General features: G+C 35.6%; 24 protein-coding genes. 9 read left to right on the forward strand and 15 right to left on the reverse strand.

Annotated elements, in window-relative coordinates; translation table 11 throughout:
* Positions 1 to 109: 109 nt before the first annotated feature.
* Positions 110 to 1,504, forward strand: coding sequence for a S41 family peptidase (locus DEU39_RS08365; RefSeq protein WP_228436707.1), 1,395 nt, complete (start codon positions 110 to 112; stop codon positions 1,502 to 1,504).
* Between the two features lie 41 nt (positions 1,505 to 1,545).
* Here the strand turns inward: DEU39_RS08365 and DEU39_RS08370 are convergent, their stop codons facing one another.
* The 6 genes from DEU39_RS08370 to DEU39_RS08395 all read right to left on the reverse strand — a co-directional run bounded on the left by DEU39_RS08370 (position 1,546) and on the right by DEU39_RS08395 (position 6,474).
* Positions 1,546 to 2,136 (reverse strand): hypothetical protein, encoded by a 591-nt coding sequence (locus DEU39_RS08370; RefSeq protein WP_120231604.1) that lies wholly within the window; start codon positions 2,134 to 2,136, stop codon positions 1,546 to 1,548.
* Positions 2,137 to 2,149: 13 nt separating this feature from the next.
* Complete coding sequence (locus DEU39_RS08375; RefSeq protein WP_120231605.1) at positions 2,150 to 2,659, reverse strand: RNA polymerase sigma factor; 510 nt, start codon at positions 2,657 to 2,659, stop codon at positions 2,150 to 2,152.
* A gap of 270 nt (positions 2,660 to 2,929) precedes the next feature.
* Positions 2,930 to 3,289, reverse strand: coding sequence for a hypothetical protein (locus DEU39_RS08380; protein WP_062675293.1), 360 nt, complete (start codon positions 3,287 to 3,289; stop codon positions 2,930 to 2,932).
* 62 nt (positions 3,290 to 3,351) lie between these two features.
* Positions 3,352 to 4,167, reverse strand: a complete 816-nt coding sequence (locus DEU39_RS08385) for a hypothetical protein (protein ID WP_062675294.1) — start codon at positions 4,165 to 4,167, stop codon at positions 3,352 to 3,354.
* A gap of 10 nt (positions 4,168 to 4,177) precedes the next feature.
* Complete coding sequence (locus DEU39_RS08390) at positions 4,178 to 4,687, reverse strand: RNA polymerase sigma factor (RefSeq protein WP_062675295.1); 510 nt, start codon at positions 4,685 to 4,687, stop codon at positions 4,178 to 4,180.
* Between the two features lie 155 nt (positions 4,688 to 4,842).
* Positions 4,843 to 6,474 carry an NADP-dependent glyceraldehyde-3-phosphate dehydrogenase gene (locus tag DEU39_RS08395; protein ID WP_120231606.1) on the reverse strand — a complete coding sequence of 544 codons (1,632 nt, stop codon included), beginning with the start codon at positions 6,472 to 6,474 and terminating at the stop codon, positions 4,843 to 4,845.
* 310 nt (positions 6,475 to 6,784) lie between these two features.
* On the opposite strand from DEU39_RS08395, the gene tpx reads away from it, so the two are divergent.
* Positions 6,785 to 7,354, forward strand: a complete 570-nt coding sequence (gene tpx / locus DEU39_RS08400) for a thiol peroxidase (protein WP_171006332.1) — start codon at positions 6,785 to 6,787, stop codon at positions 7,352 to 7,354.
* Positions 7,355 to 7,612: 258 nt separating this feature from the next.
* Here the strand turns inward: tpx and DEU39_RS08405 are convergent, their stop codons facing one another.
* Positions 7,613 to 8,320 (reverse strand): TonB-dependent receptor plug domain-containing protein, encoded by a 708-nt coding sequence (locus tag DEU39_RS08405; RefSeq protein WP_120231607.1) that lies wholly within the window; start codon positions 8,318 to 8,320, stop codon positions 7,613 to 7,615.
* Between the two features lie 176 nt (positions 8,321 to 8,496).
* Positions 8,497 to 9,204 carry a DUF6261 family protein gene (locus tag DEU39_RS08410; RefSeq protein WP_120231608.1) on the reverse strand — a complete coding sequence of 236 codons (708 nt, stop codon included), beginning with the start codon at positions 9,202 to 9,204 and terminating at the stop codon, positions 8,497 to 8,499.
* Between the two features lie 444 nt (positions 9,205 to 9,648).
* Here DEU39_RS08410 and DEU39_RS08420 point away from each other — a divergent pair, with 444 nt between their 5' ends.
* The gene (locus DEU39_RS08420; RefSeq protein WP_120231610.1) at positions 9,649 to 11,079 is read left to right on the forward strand and encodes a hypothetical protein; all 1,431 of its coding nucleotides are present in this window, start codon (positions 9,649 to 9,651) and stop codon (positions 11,077 to 11,079) included.
* A 69-nt stretch (positions 11,080 to 11,148) separates the two neighbouring features.
* The gene (locus DEU39_RS08425; RefSeq protein ID WP_147367570.1) at positions 11,149 to 12,279 is read left to right on the forward strand and encodes a hypothetical protein; all 1,131 of its coding nucleotides are present in this window, start codon (positions 11,149 to 11,151) and stop codon (positions 12,277 to 12,279) included.
* Between the two features lie 328 nt (positions 12,280 to 12,607).
* Here DEU39_RS08425 and DEU39_RS08430 read toward each other — a convergent pair whose 3' ends face one another.
* The 3 genes from DEU39_RS08430 to DEU39_RS08440 all read right to left on the reverse strand — a co-directional run bounded on the left by DEU39_RS08430 (position 12,608) and on the right by DEU39_RS08440 (position 16,150).
* Entirely contained in the window at positions 12,608 to 13,369 is a 762-nt protein-coding gene (locus DEU39_RS08430) for an MBL fold metallo-hydrolase (RefSeq protein WP_120231612.1), read from the reverse strand.
* A gap of 237 nt (positions 13,370 to 13,606) precedes the next feature.
* Positions 13,607 to 14,149, reverse strand: a complete 543-nt coding sequence (locus DEU39_RS08435) for a Crp/Fnr family transcriptional regulator (RefSeq protein WP_120231613.1) — start codon at positions 14,147 to 14,149, stop codon at positions 13,607 to 13,609.
* Between the two features lie 15 nt (positions 14,150 to 14,164).
* A complete protein-coding gene (locus tag DEU39_RS08440) occupies positions 14,165 to 16,150 on the reverse strand; it encodes a urocanate hydratase (protein WP_120231614.1) in 1,986 nt (661 codons plus the stop codon).
* Between the two features lie 247 nt (positions 16,151 to 16,397).
* On the opposite strand from DEU39_RS08440, the gene DEU39_RS08445 reads away from it, so the two are divergent.
* A complete protein-coding gene (locus DEU39_RS08445; RefSeq protein ID WP_120231615.1) occupies positions 16,398 to 16,832 on the forward strand; it encodes an endonuclease domain-containing protein in 435 nt (144 codons plus the stop codon).
* Between the two features lie 118 nt (positions 16,833 to 16,950).
* Here DEU39_RS08445 and DEU39_RS08450 read toward each other — a convergent pair whose 3' ends face one another.
* From DEU39_RS08450 to DEU39_RS08465, 4 genes are all read right to left on the reverse strand, one after another.
* Complete coding sequence (locus DEU39_RS08450) at positions 16,951 to 17,244, reverse strand: hypothetical protein (protein WP_062671877.1); 294 nt, start codon at positions 17,242 to 17,244, stop codon at positions 16,951 to 16,953.
* 49 nt (positions 17,245 to 17,293) lie between these two features.
* Positions 17,294 to 18,280: a 2-hydroxyacid dehydrogenase gene (locus DEU39_RS08455; protein ID WP_120231616.1), complete on the reverse strand. Its 987-nt coding sequence runs from the start codon at positions 18,278 to 18,280 to the stop codon at positions 17,294 to 17,296.
* A gap of 316 nt (positions 18,281 to 18,596) precedes the next feature.
* Complete coding sequence (locus DEU39_RS08460; protein WP_062671873.1) at positions 18,597 to 19,247, reverse strand: protein-L-isoaspartate(D-aspartate) O-methyltransferase; 651 nt, start codon at positions 19,245 to 19,247, stop codon at positions 18,597 to 18,599.
* A gap of 101 nt (positions 19,248 to 19,348) precedes the next feature.
* Positions 19,349 to 19,996, reverse strand: coding sequence for a hypothetical protein (locus DEU39_RS08465; RefSeq protein WP_120231617.1), 648 nt, complete (start codon positions 19,994 to 19,996; stop codon positions 19,349 to 19,351).
* A 134-nt stretch (positions 19,997 to 20,130) separates the two neighbouring features.
* On the opposite strand from DEU39_RS08465, the gene DEU39_RS08470 reads away from it, so the two are divergent.
* From DEU39_RS08470 to bla-A, 4 genes are all read left to right on the forward strand, one after another.
* Positions 20,131 to 21,093 (forward strand): Gfo/Idh/MocA family protein, encoded by a 963-nt coding sequence (locus DEU39_RS08470; RefSeq protein ID WP_034699728.1) that lies wholly within the window; start codon positions 20,131 to 20,133, stop codon positions 21,091 to 21,093.
* Position 21,094: 1 nt separating this feature from the next.
* Positions 21,095 to 21,829, forward strand: coding sequence for a hypothetical protein (locus DEU39_RS08475; RefSeq protein ID WP_120231618.1), 735 nt, complete (start codon positions 21,095 to 21,097; stop codon positions 21,827 to 21,829).
* Positions 21,830 to 21,869: 40 nt separating this feature from the next.
* Positions 21,870 to 23,600 carry a cellulase family glycosylhydrolase gene (locus DEU39_RS08480; protein WP_120231619.1) on the forward strand — a complete coding sequence of 577 codons (1,731 nt, stop codon included), beginning with the start codon at positions 21,870 to 21,872 and terminating at the stop codon, positions 23,598 to 23,600.
* A gap of 66 nt (positions 23,601 to 23,666) precedes the next feature.
* The gene (gene bla-A / locus DEU39_RS08485; RefSeq protein WP_120231620.1) at positions 23,667 to 24,545 is read left to right on the forward strand and encodes a CGA/CIA family class A beta-lactamase; all 879 of its coding nucleotides are present in this window, start codon (positions 23,667 to 23,669) and stop codon (positions 24,543 to 24,545) included.
* The last annotated feature ends 31 nt before the right edge of the window (positions 24,546 to 24,576 follow it).

Consider the following 24,576-nt stretch of genomic DNA (forward strand, 5'->3'; position numbering starts at 1 on the left):
TTTTTCGTCTTGTGCCTCTATAAAAAAACACAACGAACAACGGGCCTCATGTATTCCACCGGAGCAACTTAAAGAAGATGTGGACTTTGCGTATTCAAAACTACAGCAAATGCACCCTCAATTATACTGGTATATTCCCAGGAAGGAACTGGAACGTAAATTTGACAGTCTTAAACAGACCCTCACCGAGCCTCTTACTCCTCTTCAGTTTTATTTCAAACTTCAACCTGTCATTGCAGGAATTCGAGAAGGACATCTCTCATTGAGAATTCCCAGAAAAAAATTTACCAAAAGTGAAATAAAAAGGCTGGAACATCAGAAAGGGATGTTCAGCCGTTTTGAATATTATATTTCAGGAGATCAGATGTATATTATTCAAAACAAAGATTCTATTGAACATATAAAACCGGGAACTGAAATTTTATCCATCAATAATATTCCTGTATCCGATTATATCAAGAAGTACAGAAGTCTGATCAGCAGTGATGGTGATAATACCACTTTCCACCCGTATTTTTTAAAAGATCTGTTCTTTAATTTTTATACTGCCGAAAATGGATTTGACAGCAAAGCTACTCTTGAAACCCTATACCAGGGAGAAAAAAAGACGTATACCTTAACCAGAGAAACAAAATCTGACGCTGATCTTGAAAAGGATAAGGAAATGCAGAAAAAGACCCCGGAAAAGAAACTGAACGACTATGTAGCTTCCAGTAATTCTTATAACAGAAGTTTTAAGTTTCTGGACAAAGACAGTACTATTGCTTATATTAAGGTGAAAAGCTTTTCAAGGGATTATTCGGATGAGTTTTATAAAAAGACTTTTGCCAAGATCAACCTTGCAAAATCTCCTTACCTCATCATAGATGTCCGAAATAATTATGGCGGCTCCTTGTATGAAATCAACAACCTGTATTCTTATTTAGCTGATGAACCTTTTACGCTGATCAAGCCTTCTCAGTTAACTTCAAGAAATGCCCCTCTGCGTACCAATTATTTCAGAAAAAGTACTCCTTTAGAGTATGCTCTTAAAAGTATCGCTTATCCGAGTTTTTTTCTTGCGCAGACTTTCAGTACCTATAAAAAGGATGGAAAAGTATTCTACAAGATGAAAGCTGACAAACCTACAAAACCCAAAAAGGATGCCTTCCATGGAAAAATTTTTGTACTGATTAACGGAGGAAGTTTCTCGGCATCGTCTATTATTACCGCCAAACTTAAAAATGATAAAAGAGCAACGCTTGTGGGAGAAGAAACAGGTGGTGCCAATGACGGAACTGTGGCCGGTTTTTATTCCTACCAAAAGCTTCCCAATTCTGAAATCAGATTTCCCATAGGATTACTTTTAGTACAACCTAATATCAGTTTTTCAGATTCACGGAAAGGTGTTGTTCCTGATGTGACTGTTACTGAAAACATGCAGGATATTATTGATAAAAAAGACCCACAGCTGGATTGGATAAAAAACGAAATTGCCAAAGAAAAAGAACATAAAGGACAGTAATGAATATAGATTCGGCGGGCTTTCAGCCCGCTGAACTCTTTTTATCTTTTTAATTCTTCCAAAAGACCTTCAATATATTGGATGTATCTTCCATAGTAGCGCTGATACCAGAACCTTCCAACAATATAAAGCAAAAATAATCCTACGGTTACTGTACTAATTAAGACCACTGCAATCTTCAATTCGCTCAAAGGTTGTGGCCACGGGATAAACTCCAGGACAATAAGGATTTCACACACCAGAAATGGGGCAAAACTGATATAGTATGAGAGGTAATACTGTTTGTTAAGATTGAGCTGCATCACGAGATCTTTCAAAGAATCATAAGTTTTAGGTGCAGGATTACTGATTTCATTATACAGTTTAAAAAACTTGCTGAAAAAGAAAACAGTAACAATAAGCATGGAGGCAATCAATACGGTTATGTACAACTGAAGTTTAAATGGTCTGCACACAGAGCACACCAGAAAAGCAAAGACAAAGATTCCTATCATCCACCAGAATTCAACACGCATATTCTTACGTATTTTTTCAAGGGGAAGATTCAGTTTATTTCTCTGTTCTATGGTTATTTCGGGAGTTTCCTCCACAATATCTTCGTTCCAGGTATTTTTCAATTCATCGATATTCATTGGATTACTGATTTTAATGTTGGTTGGTTTTTATTTGGCTTAAGATATCTTTAAGTTTATTTTTGGCCCGGTTCATTTTCACTCTTGCATTGCCCTCTGAAATCCCCATTTGTTCGGCAATCTGCTTTCCTGAAAAATCTTCCAGATAATAGAATATAAAAGCCTTATCAATAGAATTAAGCTGATGGATAGCTTTGTACATTTCAGTCAGGCGCTCTTCTTTACGATCATCATAATCTTCCTGGATAATGAGTTGGTTAGAAAAATCTTCATGAGAAATAAAGCTTCTTCTCTTTTCTTTTTTAAGGAAAATAATAGCGGTATTCAAAGCGATTCTGTACAGCCATGTAGAAAATTCACTTTCACCTCTGAAACCGGGAAATCCTTTCCAGAGCTGATAGGTAATCTCCTGAAAAAGATCATCACGATCGTCCTTATCAGTCATATACATCTTAGCAATCTTAAACAGGATTCCTTTATGCTGTCCAATTTTACTGATAAACTCTTGTTCTAATGAGGTCATAGCTTGTTACTCTATAGAGTTAGTTTTCGTTTAAAAAAATTGTTACAGATTTTTACAAAAGAAATAAAAAAACCTGACAGAAAATACTGCCAGGCCTCATTGTGTGTTTTTTAAGTTTTTTTACTATTTCCTCAGAATAGTATGAGTCGAAATAATTTTTTCTGACCTGGTCAGTTAGTAGAAAAAAAACAAAAAATGTTACATAAAAAAAAAACAATAAGCTGATATTTTTGATATCAGCTTATTGTTTTTAAGTATTTAATTCTTTTATTATTTAAAATCTAAGAAATCATCTTTTTCAAGATAATGGTTCAGAGCTGTGATAAGCTGAGAAGAGCTAATATCAGCACGCTGTCTTAAAGCAAGATCTACCACATCCTGAATATTTTCATCAGAACACATATAATGAAGTTTGTTATGAAAAACAAAATCAGGTAAGATTTCATTATCATGCTCACCAATATCCAAAGGATCTCCGATAAAAACTTTCATTTCGGGTTTAAACTCATCTGTTGAAGAATAGACTGCATAATTATATTCCGGGTCAAAGGATGCTTGCCTATCCTGTTTGCTCTTTACCAGTTCCAGAAATTCTTCTATAGAATACACCTGATTTTTAAAATCATCCATGTGACATTTTTTTACAACTCAATTTTCTAAAGATAGAAATTTTACAGAATACAGCGTAATTTCTAATTCAGTTTATTTAAAGCCCTCTGCAATGATCCGATATCCAGAAAATGAAGTTTTGCTCCTACTATGATAATGATCAAAAGAACAATTGTCAGAAATAAAATAATAAAAAAATACATGGATACAAACCATATGACGGTATTCAGGATGTTTCCTTTAATTCCCATTTTATTCATGAAAAATTTCTGTGAACGTTCAAACCATGTTTTTTTCTTTTCACGTTTTGGTCTTACTTCAATTCCATTCAGTTCATCTACCCAACGCACTACATCATCAATGTATCTTCCGTACATATAATAGATCCAGTATCTGATAATAAAAGCAATCAACAAAAGGGTAATCAGAAGACTGATCCCGAAAATAGCCAGGTTATATTCCCTGTCAAAATGAAAATTGATCTGGATCAGAGACAAAAGAAATCCAAGCGGGATATAAGAAATATAATATGAGATATAAATTTCTTTCGAGATGAGAAGCTGCGTTTTGAGCGTAAACAGATCATAATTTGTATTGGTACTGTTTTTTCTAAGCAGCTTATACAATTTCAGGAAGCGGGAATAAAAATAAACAATAATAGCAACGGTCAGGATCGTGACAAATACTGAAATCGTTTTAATATTAGAATCCTTAGAGGCGAAAGGAAAACCTGTTAACAGCAAAGGCAGTGTTACAATCATCAGCCAGAATTCAGTTTCCATATTCACTTTCAGCATCTGCAGTGGAGAATGTATTTCCTTCTGTTTTTCCAGAGAAATTTCAGGGGATTCCTGTCCTGTATCTTTATTCCAAAGTTCTTTAAAATTTTCTAAATCCATAGTGTTATTTTTAATAGGAATCTGTTCCCTGTCTGGTAATGATCTCTTTCAGCTTTTCTTTTGCTCTCTTCAGCTTTACCCGTGTATTCACTTCAGTAATTCCCAGCTGTACAGCAATCTCTTTTCCGGAAAAACCCTCTAAAAAAAAGAATATAAGGGCTTTATCAATGGGGCTTAGCTGATGGATAGCTTCATACATCCGCTTCATATTCATATCATCCGTATCATTATAAGGTTCCTGCCGGGCATTCAGCCCATCGACATTCTGATTCTGTATAAAACTACGTTTTTTTTCACTTCGCAGAAAAACAATTGCTGTGTTGAGTGCAGTTCTGTACAGCCATGTGGAGAAATCACTCCTCTTTTGAAAATCACCATATGATTTCCAGGCCTGGTAAATGATCTCCTGATAGAGGTCATTCTGGTCGTCCTTATTATCCATATACATTTTAGAGATTTTGAAAACAACACCTTTGTGCTTTTCAATTTTCTCTAAAAATTCTTTTTCGGGTGAAGACATGATTTACACACTGATCCTTAGATGATATTTCTAAAAAACACCATCTTATTATAATACAAAACTCTAATTTCCGGCATTAAGTTAAAAAAATCCTCAACAAACCAAGATGTTTATTGAGGATTTTTATTTTATGTTAAATACTGTTTCAGTCAGAATCAGAAAATATAATCTGTACTTAAAAAGTTAGAATCATGTTCTCTGACAATAGTATTCAGCAGCTCTTTGTTGGAATCTGTCAGTTTTGCCGCCACCAGAGACCGGATGGAGAATGAACGGAGTGCATCAAAAACAGAAAGTGTTCCTTCTGCACTGTCTTTTCTTCCTGTAAATGGAAAAACATCGGGGCCTCTTTGTGCCTGACAGTTGATATTGACACGGCTTACAAGATTTACAAAAGGATCAATCAGTCTTGCTACTTCATGAGGATCTTCACTGAAAATACTTACCTGCATTCCGTGGGAGGCATTCACCTGATATTCTATAGGCTCTTCTATATCCTCGAAGGGAACAACAGGAATCACAGGACCAAACTGTTCTTCATGATAAAGTTTCATCTCACTGTTTACAGGATATACAACTGCCGGGAAAACAAAAGATTCATCTGTATAGCCTCCATCTTTATTCAGTACTGCAGCTCCTTTCTGTAAAGCATCATCAATACATTCTTTCAGATAAGCCGGTTTATTGACCTCCGGAAGTGGAGTTACTTTCACCTCTTTTTCCCATGGCAGCCCAGCCTTCAAAGCAGAGACAGCAGCACTTAATTTCTCTGTAAACTCCAATGCCACTTCTTTCTGAACAAATATCAGTTTCAATGCTGTACAACGCTGCCCGTTGAAAGAAAGTGCTCCTAAAATACACTCACTTACCGCTACATCAAGATTCGCATTTTTAGTAACGATGGCTGCATTTTTAGCATCCAGACTCAGGATGGCTCTTAAACGGTTCACTTTCGGGTGTAATTTTTTTAATCCGTTCGCCACTTTACTGGAACCGATAAAAGCCAGAACGTTTACTTTCCCGCTTTCCATAATGGGAGTGATAATTTCTGAGCCTTTTCCATATAATGTATTCACCGTTCCTTTCGGGAAGGCTTCTTTGAAAGCGTTCAATAAAGGATAATGAGCAAGGACGCCATGTTTTGGAAGTTTAAACAGGATGGTATTTCCCATGATCAAAGCCGGAATCAATGTGGTAAAAATTTCATTGAGAGGATAATTGAAAGGTCCCATACTTAACACCACGCCAAGCGGAGCCCTTCTGATCTGTGCAATGGTTCCTTCTGCCTGTTGAAAGCGGGAAGATTCCCTGTCAAGATCTTTTAATGCGTCAATGGTTTGGTTAATATAATCTACAGTACGGTCAAACTCTTTGGTAGAATCGGCCAGTGTCTTTCCGATTTCCCACATCAGTAGTCTGATAACCAGATCTCTCTGCTGGATCATCAGATATACGAATTTCTGCATGCATTTGATACGTCCTTCCACAGACATGGTAGGCCATTCACCAAGACCGTTATCATAGGCTTTTACACAAGCTTCGAGAACTTCCATCGCCTCGTTCGGACCAATATTCGGAATACTTCCCAGAAGTTTTCTTTCCAATCCGTTTTCTGTGGGGATGCATACCGGGGAATAAATTTCCGTGACATCTCCTTTCCACTCTACCAGTTCTCCATTTAAAAGATACGTTCTCTGATGGATGACCGGAACTTTATATTCTTCCGGAATTTCGTTTTCTCCTTTAAAAATGCTGTGATGAAATGATGCTGTATTTTCTGAACTCATAAATCTTTCTATTTTTTTATGTGATAAGATTGAGATTGTCTCAAAATTTAAATTATTTGACTTTTGTCATTCTGACACAGAATGAAGTTCTGCGAACATTGTTCAAAGAATCTTTATTGATTTTTATATGAGATTCTTCATTACATTTTATTTCATTCAGAATGACACCTTTGAAACAACCCTGTTTAATAATATAAAGGTAAAAGTAAATTGTGTTGAAAAAAATAATCTGACAATAGATTCGATCTATTTGAATTAAAATTAATCTTAGCTCCTGAAAAAAGAATAATTTAGCTTAAAAATAAATTTCATGTTTTCAAAATTAGTTTGCGGCACACTGCTATTTTTCTCTGCGGTGGGCTTTGCTCAAAAATCTAAAGCGATCAATACAGTTTTAATGGGCGGGAAAGAAGTTCATACTTATGCCAAATTGCCGGCACTGAATAAACCGGCTCCTAAATTTACCCTTACCGATGTGAATATGAATGACCAGACCCTGGACTCCTTCAAAGGAAGATACGTTATTCTGAATATCTTCCCGAGTGTAGACACTGGTGTTTGTTCTGCTTCTGTACATCATTTCAATGAAGAGGCTGGAAACCTTCCCAATACGGTAGTACTTTGTATTTCCAAAGATCTGCCGTTTGCCCAGAAAAGATTCTGTGGCGCGGAAGGCATCAAAAACGTAATCATGCTTTCCGATTTCCGTTCAGACTTTGGCTGGAACTATGGGGTGGAACTGGTAGATTCTCCAATGAAAGGGCTTCTGAGCAGAGCGGTTGTGGTAATAGATCCTTCAGGTAATATTATCTATGAAGAACAAGTGCCGGATATTTCTCAGGAACCGAACTATGAGGCGGCTATTGCGGCTGTGAAATAATAAATGGCTTAAAAAAAACTCAGCGAATTGCTGAGTTTTTTTTGTTATAATTGTTTTGTTGGAAAAACGCTAAGGCGCAAAATGACATTAAAAACTTTCTGTTGTAAGGCGCAAGGATTTTATCTCCGATAAAATTTCACACCACCACTGTCATTGCGAACCGCAGGTGAAGCAATCTCAATATTCTCCCGCAGATTAGGCGGATTAAGCAGATAAATATGAAAAAGATCTGTGAGATCTGTGGGAAAATAAAGAGTCTTAATTTGTTTTATATTTTTTTCTTTTTGTAGTAATTACGATTACCCCATCTTTGGCTTTTTCGCCATACTTTACTACAGCAGAAGTTCCTTTCAGAACATTCATTGTTTTTATCAGATTAGGATCCAGTGCATTTATTGCCTCAAAATCACTTATTTTCCCATCTACAATATACATAGGTTTATAGACTGCTCCGCTTGAAGGAGCTCCACCAATACGTATATTGCTATTATCTTTAGGTACCTTCCCAATAACTCCTGATAATTTTGATACAATTTCTTTATTTTCCTTTTCTTTGTCTTCTAATAAAGCACTGGCAGGCATTACTGCAACAGAACCAAGCAATTTTCTGTCTCTCTGAGTACTGAAAACAATTTCATGTTCATCTTCAGTCTTTAAGGTATCACAGGTTTTATTTTGCTGTGCGTTAGCACTTACAATCCCTCCTGTTGTCAGCATAAAGCCCACGGCAAACTTCACAAAAAGAGAATTAATATAAGAATAATGCAAATCCCTGTTGAGCTGTGATGGATTAAAAGCTCCACAGATTTCCTGCGAAGCATCAGCAAAAACATCTATAATCTCATCATCCGATGCTCTTCTGAAATCTCGCACTGTTTTGGAACAGACCGCACAAAATCTTCCTTTTTCATCTGGTGTCATGGCATTCCAATTTTCATGACAAGGTTTGGGTATGGTTATTTTCATAGGATTCTTTTCTTATAAAGATGCATTAGTGAAAGAATAGGTTGGAATTGCTATTAATTTTTTGGAAAATAATACCGTACCACTTGCTGAAAATATCAGATTCTCTTTCATCTTACAAAACACATCAAGATAAAAACTTTATGCCCTTGCGGTTCTCCAACAAAAAATCAGCTCGCCTATTTCTGTGGAATTTCACCACTCTCTTTCTTCTCTGATGTAGAGTTCTTTGCAGCTTTCACCAACTCATTGGTATCACTGTACAGCAATTCCCAGCCTGATACCTCTTTCATTACCGTAAGCAGATTAAGATAAGATTTCACTGTTTTCTCCAGATCTTTACGGATAGCACTCGCACTCGTCATTTGACGAAGATCGGCATTAGCTCCCGCCTGCTCTGCAAACACGATCTCAAAAGCATCCTGCTTAGCTTTCATCTCTGCAAAGGCTGCATCCAGAGAAAGAGCTGTGATCTTCTGTTTGTTTTCTGTCGTTTCTAATGCTTCTATAAGCTTCTTCATCTGAGCCGTCTGTGAAGAGTAACTGAGCCTGTCCAGGTTCAGCCCAAAAGTTTTGAATACTCCGTAGAGATCCTCTGCCAGCTGATAGTTGGCCGCAGAAGGCAGCTTACGATAGCCGTTCAGGAAAGATTTCAGATTGGCATAGGCGGTATCTCTTTCGTGATCGGCTGTGGCTACGTCCTTCCCTTTTCCGCTGTAGACCTGCTTTGTATAGACCTTATCGTATTCCGTATAGGAAGACGCCAAAGCGCCTACAAGAGGATGATTGTTAATAACAGGGTATTTTCCGGATTGGGCATTGGAAAGAATTCTCTGAGCTAAAGTCGCAAGATCTTTAGTGCTCAGCTGTGTGAGGGCAATTTTCATTTTTTGTGTTTTTGGGATTAATAAATTAACACTCAAATATAGAAAAAAGTTGTTTTGTTACAAACATATTTACAACAAACCTCCCGAGGTCTTGGGAGCTTTCCCCCAACCTGCTGGAGATTTCCCAAGTTCTTGGGAAATTTCAAACATACTTGTTTGTAATAGCCGGAGGGCTTGGGAGGGGTGTTTTGCTGTTGTTTTAGAGTTCTGGAGGGGTGGGGAGGTTGTAAAAGAGGATGTTTTTGGCTCCAGGACTTTGTGGATTACGGAAAACCGTAATATTCTGATAATTATGTAGTTTATATTTGATTAAGTTTCCGTAGAAATACGGAGATTAATATATTCCTAATTAAGTTACATTTGAATTATATGTTTTTTTGAATTTTCTTAATTCAAAAAAACATATAATTTCAGAAAAAAAATATAACCATAAACTCAAAAGCCGTGAAAATAAGTCAGATTTTTCAGTTAAATAAATCTCAAGCAGAATTAGATTTTGTCGATATTGATATAGAGAATGATATTCCTTTATTCATAGATCCTTTTTTTCTTAGTAAAAAAAAAGATAACTGGTCTTTTGAAGCAACATTAACAATTCGAAGTTTTTTTCAGAAATTAATTAATTTAATAAGAGAAGGGAATGAAAGAGAAGCTAAAAGATTATTTGAACATTTAGGCGAACCCAATTCAACTTGCCTAGGATTATCACGAGGAAATCCTCAAGGTCGAGGGGTGGGATTTCAAGATACCGAAAAAATCTACGATAATTTACAAAGAAGTAGAGCGATTCAAACAGGACTAATTCAAGATATTGAAGATAATATTCTATTCGTTGACAAATTTGGAAAAGATAAGTTATCCGATATGACAACGAATATTATTACAAAGCATTTAATTGATTACACTATAAATCAATGTAGATTGCATAATATCCCTTTGGTACAAAATATTCCAACAGGATTTTACTGGGACAAAGATTATGAAGAATGGGTGAATTCATATTCTGAAATGTTAGTTATAAATGAACATAAGATTTTACTCGTACCAAAAGGTATTGTTTCATTTTGTAAATCCTATACTCCAGATAAATATTATAATAGATTTGTACTAGAATTTCTACAAAACGAAAATATTAGACTTCAAACCGCATTAGTCGAAACACGGAAAAATGGTGCTCCTTTTGTTACAAAGAAAAGTTTAAAAGAAATTAATCCTTTATCAAAAGATTTTTTACGCAGATTTACAAACGATCATCCAGAAGTATTACAGCAATTTAAAGATGAAGCAGATGATATTGAATCATTATTAAATTTAGAAATCACGAGTATAAATATTAGAGAAGTAACAAGACAATTAATTACAGATTTAAATAATATTCCTCCAGGTAATGATGGTGCTACCTTATATCATAATTTAGTTATAGGAATACTAGAAATCATCTTTTATCCTCATCTAATAAATCCTATAAAAGAAAGAGAAATTCATAATGGCAGAAAAAGAATTGATATTACATTTGATAATGCTGCAAAAACTGGAATTTTTAGACGATTATCTGAAAATCATAGAATCCCTTGTCCTTATATTTTCATTGAATGTAAAAATTATTCACGAGAGGTTGCTAATCCCGAATTAGATCAAATAGGTGGAAGATTTTCCTTTAATCGCGGACAGGTCGGATTTATTTTATGTCGAAATATTGATAATTTTAATCTTTTTATGGAAAGATGTAGAGATACATTCAGGGATGGTAGAGGATTAATAATTCCAATTGTTGATAATGATATCATTCAAATATTAGAAAATTATGATGATTTTAACACTCAATTTACCGAAACATTTCTTTCAAATAGAATTAGAGAAATAGCGATAAATTAAAACTTCAGACTAATGTTAAGGAACATTAGTAGAAAGATACTCACCTACTTAAAACAAATACACTCTGCCATGAGTAATCAAGAGAATTTAAGAAATTTTATTTCAAAACTAAATGATAGAAATCTACAAAGAAAAAGGGAATCAGGATTTACCTCATATGTTCTTTACTCAGCATTAATATTTTGTTTATATAAATTATATAAAAATGTATTTTATTACTTTCAAAATTTAGATAGTTTGGATATATATAATTCTATATTTTTAATATGCTTTACTTCAAACTCAATGATAGCTTGTTATTATATTATAATAACTTTTCAATCTGAAAAAAAAACATTTTCAAACTTAACGACCATTAAGCATAGTAAGTTAAATATGAATTTTTATGGATATCTTTTGATGTTCATATTTTTTCTAATACCTATATTAAGTACTTTTTTATCAATAAGATTCAGAACAACACAGCTTGATTTTGAATATTTTTTAATTTTAGGAATTTTAAATCTAATTTCTATATCAATACTTACTAAGATTTTATTAAATAATCCAAAGAAAATAAAAATTGTAAAATCAAATAATGATACCATCCCAATCGAAGCCGTAACGTTTTTTACTTCATTAGGTGTGATAATTTATTCTTTTATTATTTCAGTAAAAATAGAATTATTTGAAAAATTTATATTTGTTAAAATTGTGATTCTAACATATGTCATTTTATTTATTATAGATAGAATTATTAATCAAAATAATAATGATGATAATACATTTAATTTAGAAAATTTCGAATATGAAATCTATTTAAAAAATTTTAATGATGATCAGATTAGAGAAAAATTACAAGAAAATTATATCGGTTATTTAGTTGATGATTGGATAGAATTTAATATCAAAAAAATTAATACCTCCTCTTTTAATATAGCAAATAAAATCACTAATATAAAATCTCAATTAGTAACTTTAAGCAAAGAAGTTGATGCTAAAAAATACCCCATAGAATTTGAGGGTAGAAAAAAACAAATAATTGGCAATTTTCAAGAAGAACTTAAAATAGAAGTTAATAGTTTTAGTAAATTAATTAATGATATAAAGAAAATAATTAATGATAAACGAAATTTAACTGATATTGAAAATCAACAATTAATTGATTTAGAAGAAAATATAAGTAAATTTACATCAAAATATAAAGATTACAAGATTTAATTTTAACAGTAACAATTAGTATTATAGACTAAAAATTACCGCACAGCGGTTTTTTATTTATTAGTATCATATCATCGGGTTTTAGCCCGATATAAAAAAGAAAAATACCAAAGGCTTTAGCCAAAACTTAGTTTTAAATTTCGGCTAAAGCCAATTATATTACAAACAAATAAAACGGGCTAAAGCCCCGTTCCTATTGATTTATTTTTACATACCAAAACGAGTTAACGTCGTCTAGGCTCAGGATCATGGCCCGTTCCTATTGATATTGAGATTCTTCACTCCATTGCATTTCACTCAGAATGACAATTTTCCTTACAAATATCAGTTAAGATTCTACCACCATAGCTCCATCCTTCAAAATCAAATACTCCTGACCTACTTCCTCAGAAATGTTTTTTAAATCCTGATCATCAAACACCTGAGGAATATAGCATTTCTCGTGGGCAAACAATCCGTAATGGATAGGCACCAGCTTTTTAGCATGCAGAAGATGAGCTGCAGCAAAGGCTTCTTTAAGATTAAGGGAAGCAGGAACAGGGCTGTATTCTAATCCAATGATCTCGAAATTCACTACTACTCCGTTTACGGGTAAGAAAGCGTAATCGATATTAGCGTTTTCTTTTCCAAGCTTCCAGAACTGGTTGTGCCAGATGGTATCTCCACCATGAAAGATTTTAGTATCACCATCATCTACAATCCAGGAAGACTGTATTTCTCCCACACCATCCATGGCAAATACAGGTTTGAAGGTGATATTGTTTTCTGTGAAGTTTTCATCAAGATTCAGAACGATCATTTCAACATCAGGTACAAGTTTTCTTACAATAGCTTCCAGTCCTGCGTAGACGATCAGTTTTCCGTCTTTCTTTAAGCATTTTTGGATCACTCCCTTATCAAAATGGTCAAGGTGCATATGCGTAAACAGGATATAATCTGCCTGTACATGGTCTGAAAATTCTATGAGATTTTCTACAGCATCACCCAAAACAGGTTTGTAATAAGAGAAATCTTCTACAGCATCTATTAAGATGGTTTTGTTATGTGAAGTGAGTTTTACACCTGCCCAGTTTAATTTTTGTATTTCCATATTCTTTTTTCAGCAAAGGAAGAAACTTACGGAAGGCCAGTCAATAAACAAAAGTTAATTAATGGGGTGTTTTTAAGGTTGGAAGATGGAGGATGGAAGTTGATTGTTTCTCTACAGTTTCTATTGCCTTTTCTTTGAATTAACAGTAAGGATTTTATAAACGTTCTATGTTAAAAAAACTCAGCAATATGATATAGTCTTAGTAACTTCTTTTATTATCTTCAAATTTCCAGCATCTTACAAAATTCTTTTTCTGATTCTGCTTAAAGAGATAGGTGTAATCCCGATATAAGAAGCCAGGTATTTCAGAGGAATATTTTGAATATAATGGGGTTTGTTCTTCAACAGATATTCATAGAGATCCTGCGGAGTGTTTTTCAGCAAGAGCATTTCCCTTTTCATCGCAGCATTGAGCTTTCTGCTCAGATAGTAGTTCTGTACGAAACGGCAGTGCGGATTGACAGCAAACAGTTTTTTCACCTCATCCAGGGTGATTTCCCAGGCCAGTCCTTTGTTAATGGACTCATAAACGGCATCAGAGCTTTTTTCTTCCACAGTAAAAATATCGCCGGGAAAGTAGAATTCTGCACAGATCTCGGTATCGATATCTGAGGTACTGTTGATGTAGTATTTACGGACAAGCCCATCTTCTACAAGATAGGCTTTGTTGTCAGTAAATATATTTTTCTTTGAAAATTCAACCTCAGCAAACTTCTCCCATACAGGATCACTATCCTCTACGTTCAGGTGTGAAAACAGTTTTTTGTTGATGGTTGCCAATGCTAAATTTTTATATTACAATAAGTTTTCGTCTACAAGGTTCGGAAGGGTTACTTTTAAGTTTGGTTCTGCTTCCATCGCTCTTTTAATGGCAAAAACAGCGCCTTCATTTCTTGCCCAGCTTCTTCTTGAGATTCCGTTGTTTACATCCCAGAAAAGCATGGATTTTAATCTTCTGTCGGCATCATCACTTCCGTCAAGGAGCATTCCGAAACCTCCGTTGATTACTTCTCCCCAGCCTACTCCGCCACCATTGTGAATGGAAACCCAGGTAGCTCCACGGAAACTGTCTCCAATCACGTTGTGAATGGCCATATCTGCTGTAAATCTTGATCCGTCATAGATATTGGAAGTCTCTCTGTAAGGAGAATCTGTTCCTGAAACATCGTGATGATCTCTACCCAATACAACGGGGCCTATTTCCCCATTTTTAATGGCTTTGTTGAAGGCTTCAGCAATTTTCATTCTTCCTTCTGCGTCTGCATAAAGGATTCTTGCCTGAGAACCTACTACCAGTTTATTTTCCTGCGCTCCCTTGATCCATTGGATATTGTCTTTCATCTGCTGCTGGATTTCTTCAGGAGAGTTCTTAACCATTTCCTCTAATACTGCACAGGCAATATCATCTGTCTTCTGAAGATCTTCCGGATTTCCACTGGAACATACCCAACGGAACGGCCCAAAACCATAATCAAAACACATAGGTCCCATGATATCCTGTACATAACTCGGATATTTGAATTCTCTTCCTAATGTCGGGTTTTCTGCCATTACATCAGCTCCGGCTCTGGAAGCTTCCAACAAAAAGGCATTTCCGTAATCAAAGAAATAAGTTCCTTTTTCTGTATGTTTATTGATGGCCGCAGCGTGTCTTCTCAACGTTTCCTGAACTTTTTCTTTGAACAACTCAGGGTTTTCAGCCATCATGGTATTGGATTCTTCAAAACTTTGTCCTACAGGATAATAACCACCCGCCCATGGATTGTGAAGGGAAGTCTGATCTGATCCGATATCGATTCTTAAATCTTCCTGATCAAATTTCTCCCAAACCTCTACAACATTTCCAAGGTAAGCCAAAGACACTGTTTCTTTGTTCGCCTGTGCTTCTCTTACTCTTTTTACCAATGCATCAAGATCTTCATGAATCTCATTCACCCATTTCTGATCGTGACGGATTTTCGTGATCTTCGGATTCACTTCTGCACATACAGTAACACAGCCTGCAATGTTCCCTGCTTTTGGCTGAGCTCCACTCATTCCTCCTAATCCTGAAGTAACGAAAAGTCCTCCTTTCGGTTCTTTCTTGATTTTTCTGAAAGCATTTAACACAGTAATCGTCGTTCCGTGAACAATCCCCTGAGGACCGATATACATATAACTTCCTGCCGTCATTTGCCCATACTGAGTAACACCTAATGCATTGAATTTCTCCCAGTCATCCGGTTTTGAATAGTTCGGGATCATCATACCATTCGTTACCACAACTCTTGGTGCGTCTTTATGAGAAGGGAATAATCCCATCGGATGTCCTGAATACATTACCAAGGTCTGTTCATTGCTCATTTCAGACAAATATTTCATGGTCAGCAGGTACTGCGCCCAGTTGGAGAAAACCGCTCCGTTTCCACCATACGTAATCAGTTCGTGTGGATGCTGTGCTACTGCATAATCCAGGTTATTCTGAATCATCAGCATGATCGCTTTCGCCTGCTCAGATTTTCCGGGATAGTCTGTAATAGGTCTCGCCTTCATTTCATAATCCGGACGGAAACGGTACATATAAATCCTTCCGTAATCTTCAAGTTCCTGCTTGAATTCAGGAATCAGTTCTGCATGAAACTGAGGTTCGAAATAACGTAAAGCATTCTTCAATGCCAGTTTTTTCTCTTCTTCCCCTAAAATTTCTTTACGCTTCGGAGCATGGTTGATATTGTTCTCATATGGTTTGGGTTGTGGCAGTTGATTCGGAATCCCCTGCTGTATCTGTTCTTGGAATGTCATATTACTATTTAAAGGTCTATGTTTTTAAACAATGTTTGAAGTTTTAAAGATATTCAAAATAGGAAATATAGGCAAGAGGGGAAGGAAAGAATGGTTTAAGGTTTAAGCAAAATTATGAAAACTGTAAATCGACTATCATTTAATATTAAATACTATATTTGAATAAACACACCTCAATTCCCCTCCTTTGGAGGGGTGGATTTCAAAGTTAACAACTTTGGAAGACGGGGTGGTCAAAAACACAACAATGAAAGAAATTATTACCGTCATCAACGGAATTCCTATCCGCAGGAATTTCGTTGAAAACCTGCCCTACAATCCCTATTTAAAAGCATTATCAAAAGAAAAACGTAAGGCCCGGATTTTGGGAGAAGTGATCTTCTGGAAAAAAGTCCGTGCAAAAAAATTCTATACCATTGATTTTGACAGACAAAGGATTATCGGAAATTATATCGTTGATTTTTATGTAAAAACGCTTGGCCTCATTATAGAAATAAACGGTTCAAGCCATGATGAAAAACAGATTTATGACGGGATAAGAGAAGAATATCTTGAATCTTTGGGGTTGTTGGTCTTCAGGATTAGTGATTTTGATGTGAGGAATAATCTGAGTCTGGTGATGAAGGAGTTGGAGGATTTTATTGTGCTGCATTACGGAACCACCCCGTCTTCAAAAATTTAAAGAATTTTCGAATCCACCCCTCCGAGGGAGGGGAATTACCCTTACCCATATTAGTCGTTATTCAGCATAAAAAAACCTTACTGAAATTCAATAAGGCTGGTTTTTGTATCGTTAAAATTTAAGTTAAAACATCATCGTTTTCTTCTTCATGGTCATCTTCATTATCACTGAGACTCCAGTAGTTGTTTTCTTCATCTTCCTCTCCTATTTCTTCCATTTCATCATCATCCTCAGCTCCAGGGATATCTAACCCTTTATCAATTTTATCTTCATCAAAGTCTTCATCCAGAATAGGATTTCCGTCGCCATCGAGCGAAATATGTTTTTCTCTCTTAAATATATCTTCATTAGGGCTATAATCCATCTGTTCTAACCTCTTGTTTTGCTCATTAATATTTTTCTCTGGTGCCATAGTATTTAAGATTTTAGGTTTATATCATCAGAACAAAAATAATTCCAAGTTATGATGATTGATGAGAATAAACGTCAGGATTTGCACAATTCGGCATTTTTTCATTTTTTGAAAAAGCGATAATATTTCCTGCAGCCAGTCTGGCCATTCCATTTCGGGCTTCTAAAGTCGCAGAACCGATATGCGGCAGAATACAGACACTTGAAAGTCCCAGAATAGGATCATCTGCAGACATTGGTTCCGGATTGGTAACATCCAGACCTGCTCCCCAGATTTTTTTGTCAACGAGTGCCTGATACAGATCTTTTTGATTGTGAAAACCTCCTCTGGCTGTATTGATGAAAATCGAGTCTGGCTTCATTTGTTCAAATATTGAATAATTAAACAATTCTTTCTGTTCAGGGGTAAAATTAGCATGTACACTCAATACATCTGAGTTTCTGATCAATTCTTCAAAAGAAACATAAGCTGCCCCCAGCTCTTTTTCTGCTTCTTCATTCTGATGGCGGTTGTGGTAAATGATGTTCATACCAAAAGCCTTTTTTGATTTTTCAGCCATTTCATACCCGATTCGGCCCAATCCAAAAATCCCCAGTGTTTTTCCATATAATTCCTGGCCCAGGGCGTGTAGAGGATCAAATGCTCCCCAGTTATCATCTTTTACTTTCTGAAAATTATAGCTTGCTCTTCTGGCAACAGACTGCATCAGTAAAAAAGCAACATCTGAAGTAGCTCTGCTCAAAACATCCGGAGTATTCCCTATCGGAATATTTCTTTGCGTAGCTTCTTTAATGTCAACGTGATCAAATCCTACAGAATATAAGGCAATGGCTTTGATATTCGGGCAGGCATCAAAAAAATTCTTATCATATTTGAAATCTCCGCCCACATTGAGTATGGTGTCAGTGTTTTTACAGTAATGAATCCATTCTTCGTAAGAAAGGGTTTCCTTTTCCGGAAATATAAGTTCCAGACCGGCCTCATTCAGCATTTCAATTCCTGTTTCGGGAATTCTTTTATTGATAAAAACTTTCATTGTACTGTTGTTTAATGATTTTAAATAAAAAAACCTCACTCTCAAAAAGTAAGGTTATTGAACTTTAATATTAAAAAAATTATTTCTTTTCATCTGAATGTTTGATTCAAAATCTATATATATTTCTGTGATCGTGATTGTATACTGAGGGTTTTAATTCCATCAATTTTCATTCCGAAACGGAGTTAAAAGATTTTAAATTTTGATTAAATCCAAATGATTTTTTTTGAAAAAACGAATAAAAGTGAGCTTCTACTGATAAGATGTTTCTCACAAAGAACTGGTGTTTGAGACCACTAAGTCTACCAAATCTATTCTACTGATTTGTATTTCCAAGCATCGGAACAAATTTATAAGCTCCGAATTCTTCTTTTTCAAATTCTGTAGGGCCTACTTTGGTAAATCTGTATAAAACCTGCTCATCCGTTGGACCTAATGGAATCACCATTATTCCTCCGACATTCAGTTGTTTTAAAAGTTCTGTAGGCAGTGTAGAAGCGCCACATGTAACGATAATTTTATCAAAAGGAGCAAAAGTAGGAAGTCCTGCAAAACCATCCCCAAAGCTTTGGAATTTTGGAAACAGATGAAGTTCTCTGAGTTTCTTTTTGGAAAAATCAAACAGGTCTTTCTGTCTTTCCACCGTATAGACATGAGCTTTCATCGCCATTAACACTGCGGTCTGGTATCCACATCCTGTTCCAATTTCCAACACTTTTTCACCTGGTTTTACCTTCAGTAATTCAGACTGTTCCGCTACCGTGGAAGGATGGGAAATGGTCTGATGAGCCAGAATAGGAAATGCTCTGTCTTCATAGGCAAAATCTTCAAAAATACTTTCGATAAAAAGGTGTCTGGGAACTTCACTCATCGCCGAAAGTACATTTTCATCCGAAATACCAATTCTGTTTCGAAGGTAATCTACTAAAATCTTTCTTTTTCCTTTATGTACAAACGAATCCTGCATTTGACAAAAGTAAGAAATTAGAAATTAGATTTCAGAAATTGAAGCAAAGAATTATCCACAAAAATAAAGCAATCATTTTTTGATTGCTTGGTTTTTATTTCTTAATTCCACTTTATCGGATAAGGTCCGTAAAAATCACTAAAAGTATTGTCAGCACATCTTTTTCTCACAAAAAAGTTATAATTCACTGTTTTACTTAATCCTACATAAATAGCTTTTTGACCTGCAAACACCAAATCTCCACTTGCGGGAGGAGCAGAACTTGTTGTCAAAACCGTTTCATATGCAGAAACCCCATCATTTTCCCAGGATACTGTAGCATCAAAAATAGAAGAATTCGCAGAAGAGGTTGTTTTTGAATAGGTTGCATACTCTGGCCTTACACAGGTAGTTGTAGTGCCAGCCAATACGGTAACAGGTCCTGCCCAATGGCTGCGCCCATTAGCTGTTCCACAATTTTTTCTCACATAAAGGTCATATTTATTATCTTTATAGAGAGGAAGGTTATAAAAATACTTGTTGGTGACCACTGTAGTTCCCTTTCCCAAAGTGAACCCCTGCCCCCCATACTGTATTTCAAAATATCCTTCTCCCTGGCTGATAAAGCTCCAGGAAAGCTTGTTATTTCCTTTTTCAAATATCAGATTTGTTGGCGTTCCGCATTGAGCCTGCGGATCATATGGGCTATCTCCTATACATCCTGCAGTGCATAATCCAGAGATGATTACAATCGAAATTATTCTCTTCATAGCTATTTTTCTGACCGTGAATTTAGTATAATTTCTTTAATGAATGAAGACGTTCATTCCTGACTATCACCAAGTGAAAAGTCATGTATTTTATAAATGTACATTCACTATCTTTACAAAAATTTAATACAGCTATGTTAAAAGCAGGTTTGGTAGGTGCCGGACACTTGGGAAAAATACATTTAAAACTTCTTAATCAGTCAGATAGATATGAATTTGTAGGTTTCCATGATAAAGATATTGAAAACGGAAAGAAATTAGAAGCCGAATTCGGATATAAATATTTTGAAAATTTTGATGAATTGCTTGAGCAGATTGACATGCTTGATATTGTCACTCCAACTGTTTATCATTATGATTATGCCTTAAAAGCCATTGAAAAAGGTCTTCATTTCTTTATTGAAAAGCCGGTAACCCAAACTCTTGAGCAGGCAGAAGAAATTCTTCGTTTGTGCCAGGAAAAAGGAATCAAAGCACAGGTAGGACACGTTGAGAGATACAACCCAGCGTTTATTGCTACCAAGGAATATATCAGTACTCCGATGTTTATTGAAATCCACAGGCTGGCAGAGTTTAATCCCCGTGGTACAGATGTTTCTGTGGTATTAGATCTTATGATTCACGATCTTGATATCTTATTAAGCATTGCGAAATCCAAAGTGAAAAATATCCACGCAAGTGGTGTTTGTGTAGTCAGCAAAACTCCGGATATTGCCAACGCAAGAATAGAGTTCGAGAACGGATGTGTGGCCAACCTTACGACTTCCAGAATTTCTATGAAGGCGATGAGAAAGAGCAGATTCTTCCAGAAAGATGCTTATATTTCCGTTGACTTCCTTGAGAAAAAGGCTGAAGTGATCAGAATGAAAGATGCTCCTGAAAACCCTACTCCATTTGATATGATCATTGAAAATGCAGAGGGAGAAAAGAACCAGATTCTGTTTGAATATCCAAATATCCAGCCTAACAATGCTATTCTGGACGAATTAAATTCTTTCGCTGATGCGATTACTGGCGACAAAAATGTAGAAGTTTCTCTTGAAGATGGAACTGAAGCATTGAAAGTGGCTTTAGAGATTATGAAACTGATCAGTTAACATGAAAATAAAGTCTGCACTATTTTTGGCAGCAATCACAATGCTATCTTGTCATCAGAAAAAAAATGGTTACGAGATAGATTGTGATGATCAAAAAAAGCAGGCACAAAATGATTTCAATTATAAAAATTATACCTGGACCAATTTCTCTGGCTTAGGCTATGATTATCTGGGTGAAAAGGAATTTATAGAGCTTCTGAATCAGAATCATATAAAAACAAAGCAAATTCCCATATCTTGTGTAAGATTTCCGAATGATCAGTATGAAAACTGCCGGGAAATCGAGATGAACAGACTTATTTTAAAAAGATTCGGAAAGAAATTTATAGACTCATTGCGCTTTACCGCAAAGCAACTGTTTATAAAAAATCATCCCGATGAAATATTTTCATATGAAGAATGTGATGATATTTCGCGCTATCCTAACTCTACCGCAGACAATCAGTTTGAAAAACTACAAACTGATTATCTAAAAAAATTTCCTACTCCCCAAGGATATAAATCAAAAAAGGAAAAGTTTTATTCCTACACATCAGCTTCTTTTATTATTACTAAAAACGGAAAAATTAAGGATTTATCAGTAAAAAGTGAATTTCAAAACAAAAAAAACAATATATTTGAAAAACAATTCAATAAACAATTGAAAGATTTTGTTTTACACACGCAATGGATTCCTGGCAGAATAAATGGTCTGAATGTAGATTCTTACTATGATGCCACCATTCATTATGACTAATTTCTAAAAAATTCCTATTATTTAAATCATTGAAACTACTATGAAAAGAGCCATTCTATTATCCGCACTTTTATTGTCTCAATTTGGGACATCACAATTACTGAAGACTTCAGGACAAAAAATCGTTAATGATAAAGGTGAAAATATTCAATTGAAAGGCCTTGGGCTTGGCGGTTGGATGCTACAGGAAGGATATATGCTGAAAACTGCTGATTTTGCAGGCCCTCAGTATAAGATTAAGGAGAAAATTGCAGAATTGATTGGTGAAGACGGAATGAATGAGTTCTACAAAGCTTACCTGAAAAATGGAATCACAAAGCAGGATATCGACTTTTTAGCCAAAGCAGGATTCAATTCTATAAGGTTGCCGATGCATTACAACCTTTACACCCTTCCTATTGAAAAAGAACCTGCAAAAGGAAAAGATACATGGCTAGATGAAGGTTTTAGAATGACTGACGACCTTCTTCAATGGTGCACCGATAATAAAATATACCTTATTCTGGATCTTCATGCTGCACCGGGAGGTCAGGGAAATGATGCGAACATCTCTGATAATGACAAATCCAAGCCTTCACTTTGGGCTAATGAAGAAAACCAGAGAAAAACGATTGCGCTTTGGAAAAAACTAGCTGAGCGGTATAAAGATAATCCATGGATTGGAGGGTATGACCTGATTAACGAACCCAACATCAATTTTACAGGTAAAAATCCGAATGGTACAGATGAAATGTCCAATGCTCCACTTTGGAAGCTTCAGAAAGACATCACTGCAGCTATTAGAGAAGTTGATAAAAAACATATTATTTTTATTGAAGGAAACGGATGGGGAAACAATTATAACGGGCTTCCGGCGATCTGGGATAATAATATGGCCTTCAGTTTTCATAAATACTGGAATTACAATGATGATCGAACCATTCAATTCGCGCTGGATCTTAGAGAGAAACACAATATGCCGATATGGCTTGGGGAAACTGGTGAGAATTCCAATGTATGGTTTACCGAGCTGATTCAGCTTTTGGGCAAGCATAATATAGGATATGCCTTCTGGCCGATGAAAAAGATTGATAATATCGCGGGAATTACCAATGTAAAAATCACGCCTGAATATGAAAAGCTGTTGGATTACTGGAAAAACGGAGGTGAAAAGCCTTCTAAAGAATATGCCAAAAAAGCTTTACTACAGATTGCCGACAATTATAAACTGAACAATACGGAAATTAAAAGAGATGTAATTGATGCGATGTTCAGACAGATTACAGATGCTTCTACAAAACCTTTCAGAAATCACCAGGCTCCGGGAAGAATATTTGCTTCAGAATATGATTTGGGAAGAATGGGGGCTGCGTATCTGGATAAGGATTTTATTAATCTCTGGGTAAGTGATCCGGCTAAAAGATCGGAATGGAACTCCGGACAGCAGATGAGAAATGACGGGGTGGATATTTATAAATGTAATGATAAAGTTACCAATCAGTATTATGTAGGAAAAACAGAAACCGGAGAATGGCTTCAGTACACAGTTCAGTCCAAAGGAGACAAAAGTTATTCGATGGATATCAGATATTCTGCGGCCAACGATTCTAAAATAAGAATTGAAACGGCTTCAGGAAAAGTTTTAGCTACAGTATCATTGGCATCGACAGGTGGAAATGAAAACTGGAAAACGGTATCAGCAAAAAACATCAGCCTTCAGAAAGGTGAAAACAAGATCAGAATTGTCTTTGAAAATGACGGTGTTAATCTGAATTATTTTGAATTAAAATAGTAATAATTGTCTTAAATTGCAGCTCTCTTCCGGTCTTCAGAAGAGGGCTTTTTTAATGATCATATTATGAAAAAAACAGCATTCTTTTTCCTTCTGATTTCAGCATTTACCTTTGCCCAGACTTCTTTATTAGAACAGAAAATAAACTCAATCCTTAAGAACAAAAAAGCTACTGTGGGCGTTTCTGTCCTAGGTTTTGAAAATGGTTTTACATACAATAAAAACGCAGATAAAAAGCTGCCAATGCAAAGTGTATTCAAGTTTCACATTGCCGCAACGGTTCTGAATGCCATAGACCAGGGAAAGCTTTCTCTGGATCAGAAAATTAAACTGGATCAGTCAAATTTACTCGAAAATACATGGTCGCCGCTTCGTGATCAATATGCCGGGAAGAATGCAGAAGTTCCGTTAAGTGAAGTGATTGAATATACGGTTGCCAAAAGTGATAACAACGGCTGTGATATTCTTCTCAGGTTATTGGGAGGAACCCAGACTGTTCAAAAATTCATGGATTCCAAAGGGGTACAAGGTTTTCAGATCAAATATAATGAAGAAGACATGCATAAAGACTGGAATGTTCAATATGAAAATTACAGTACTACAAAATCAGCAGTCGATATCCTTAAAAAATTCTATGACGGGAAAATACTTTCCAAAAAATCTACAGATTATCTGATGCAAGTACTATGGTCTACTTCCACAGGATTGAATAAAATGGTAGAACAACTTCCCAAAAACACTCCCGTGGCAAGAAAAACGGGAGCTTCCGGGAAAAATAAAGCAGGTTTGACAGGTGCGGAAAATGAAATAGGAATCATTACTTTACCGAATGGAGAACATTATGCATTAGCCGTATTTGTCAGTAATTCAACGGAAACGGATGCAGTCAACTGCAGGATGATTTCAGATATTTCCAGGGAGGTTTGGGAATATTTTAATAAGTAAAATTTTAAGCTTATTTTTAAAGCGATTTAAC

This window comes from Chryseobacterium sp. AG363 (assembly GCF_003610675.1).
Taxonomy (GTDB): Bacteria; Bacteroidota; Bacteroidia; order Flavobacteriales; family Weeksellaceae; genus Chryseobacterium; species Chryseobacterium cucumeris.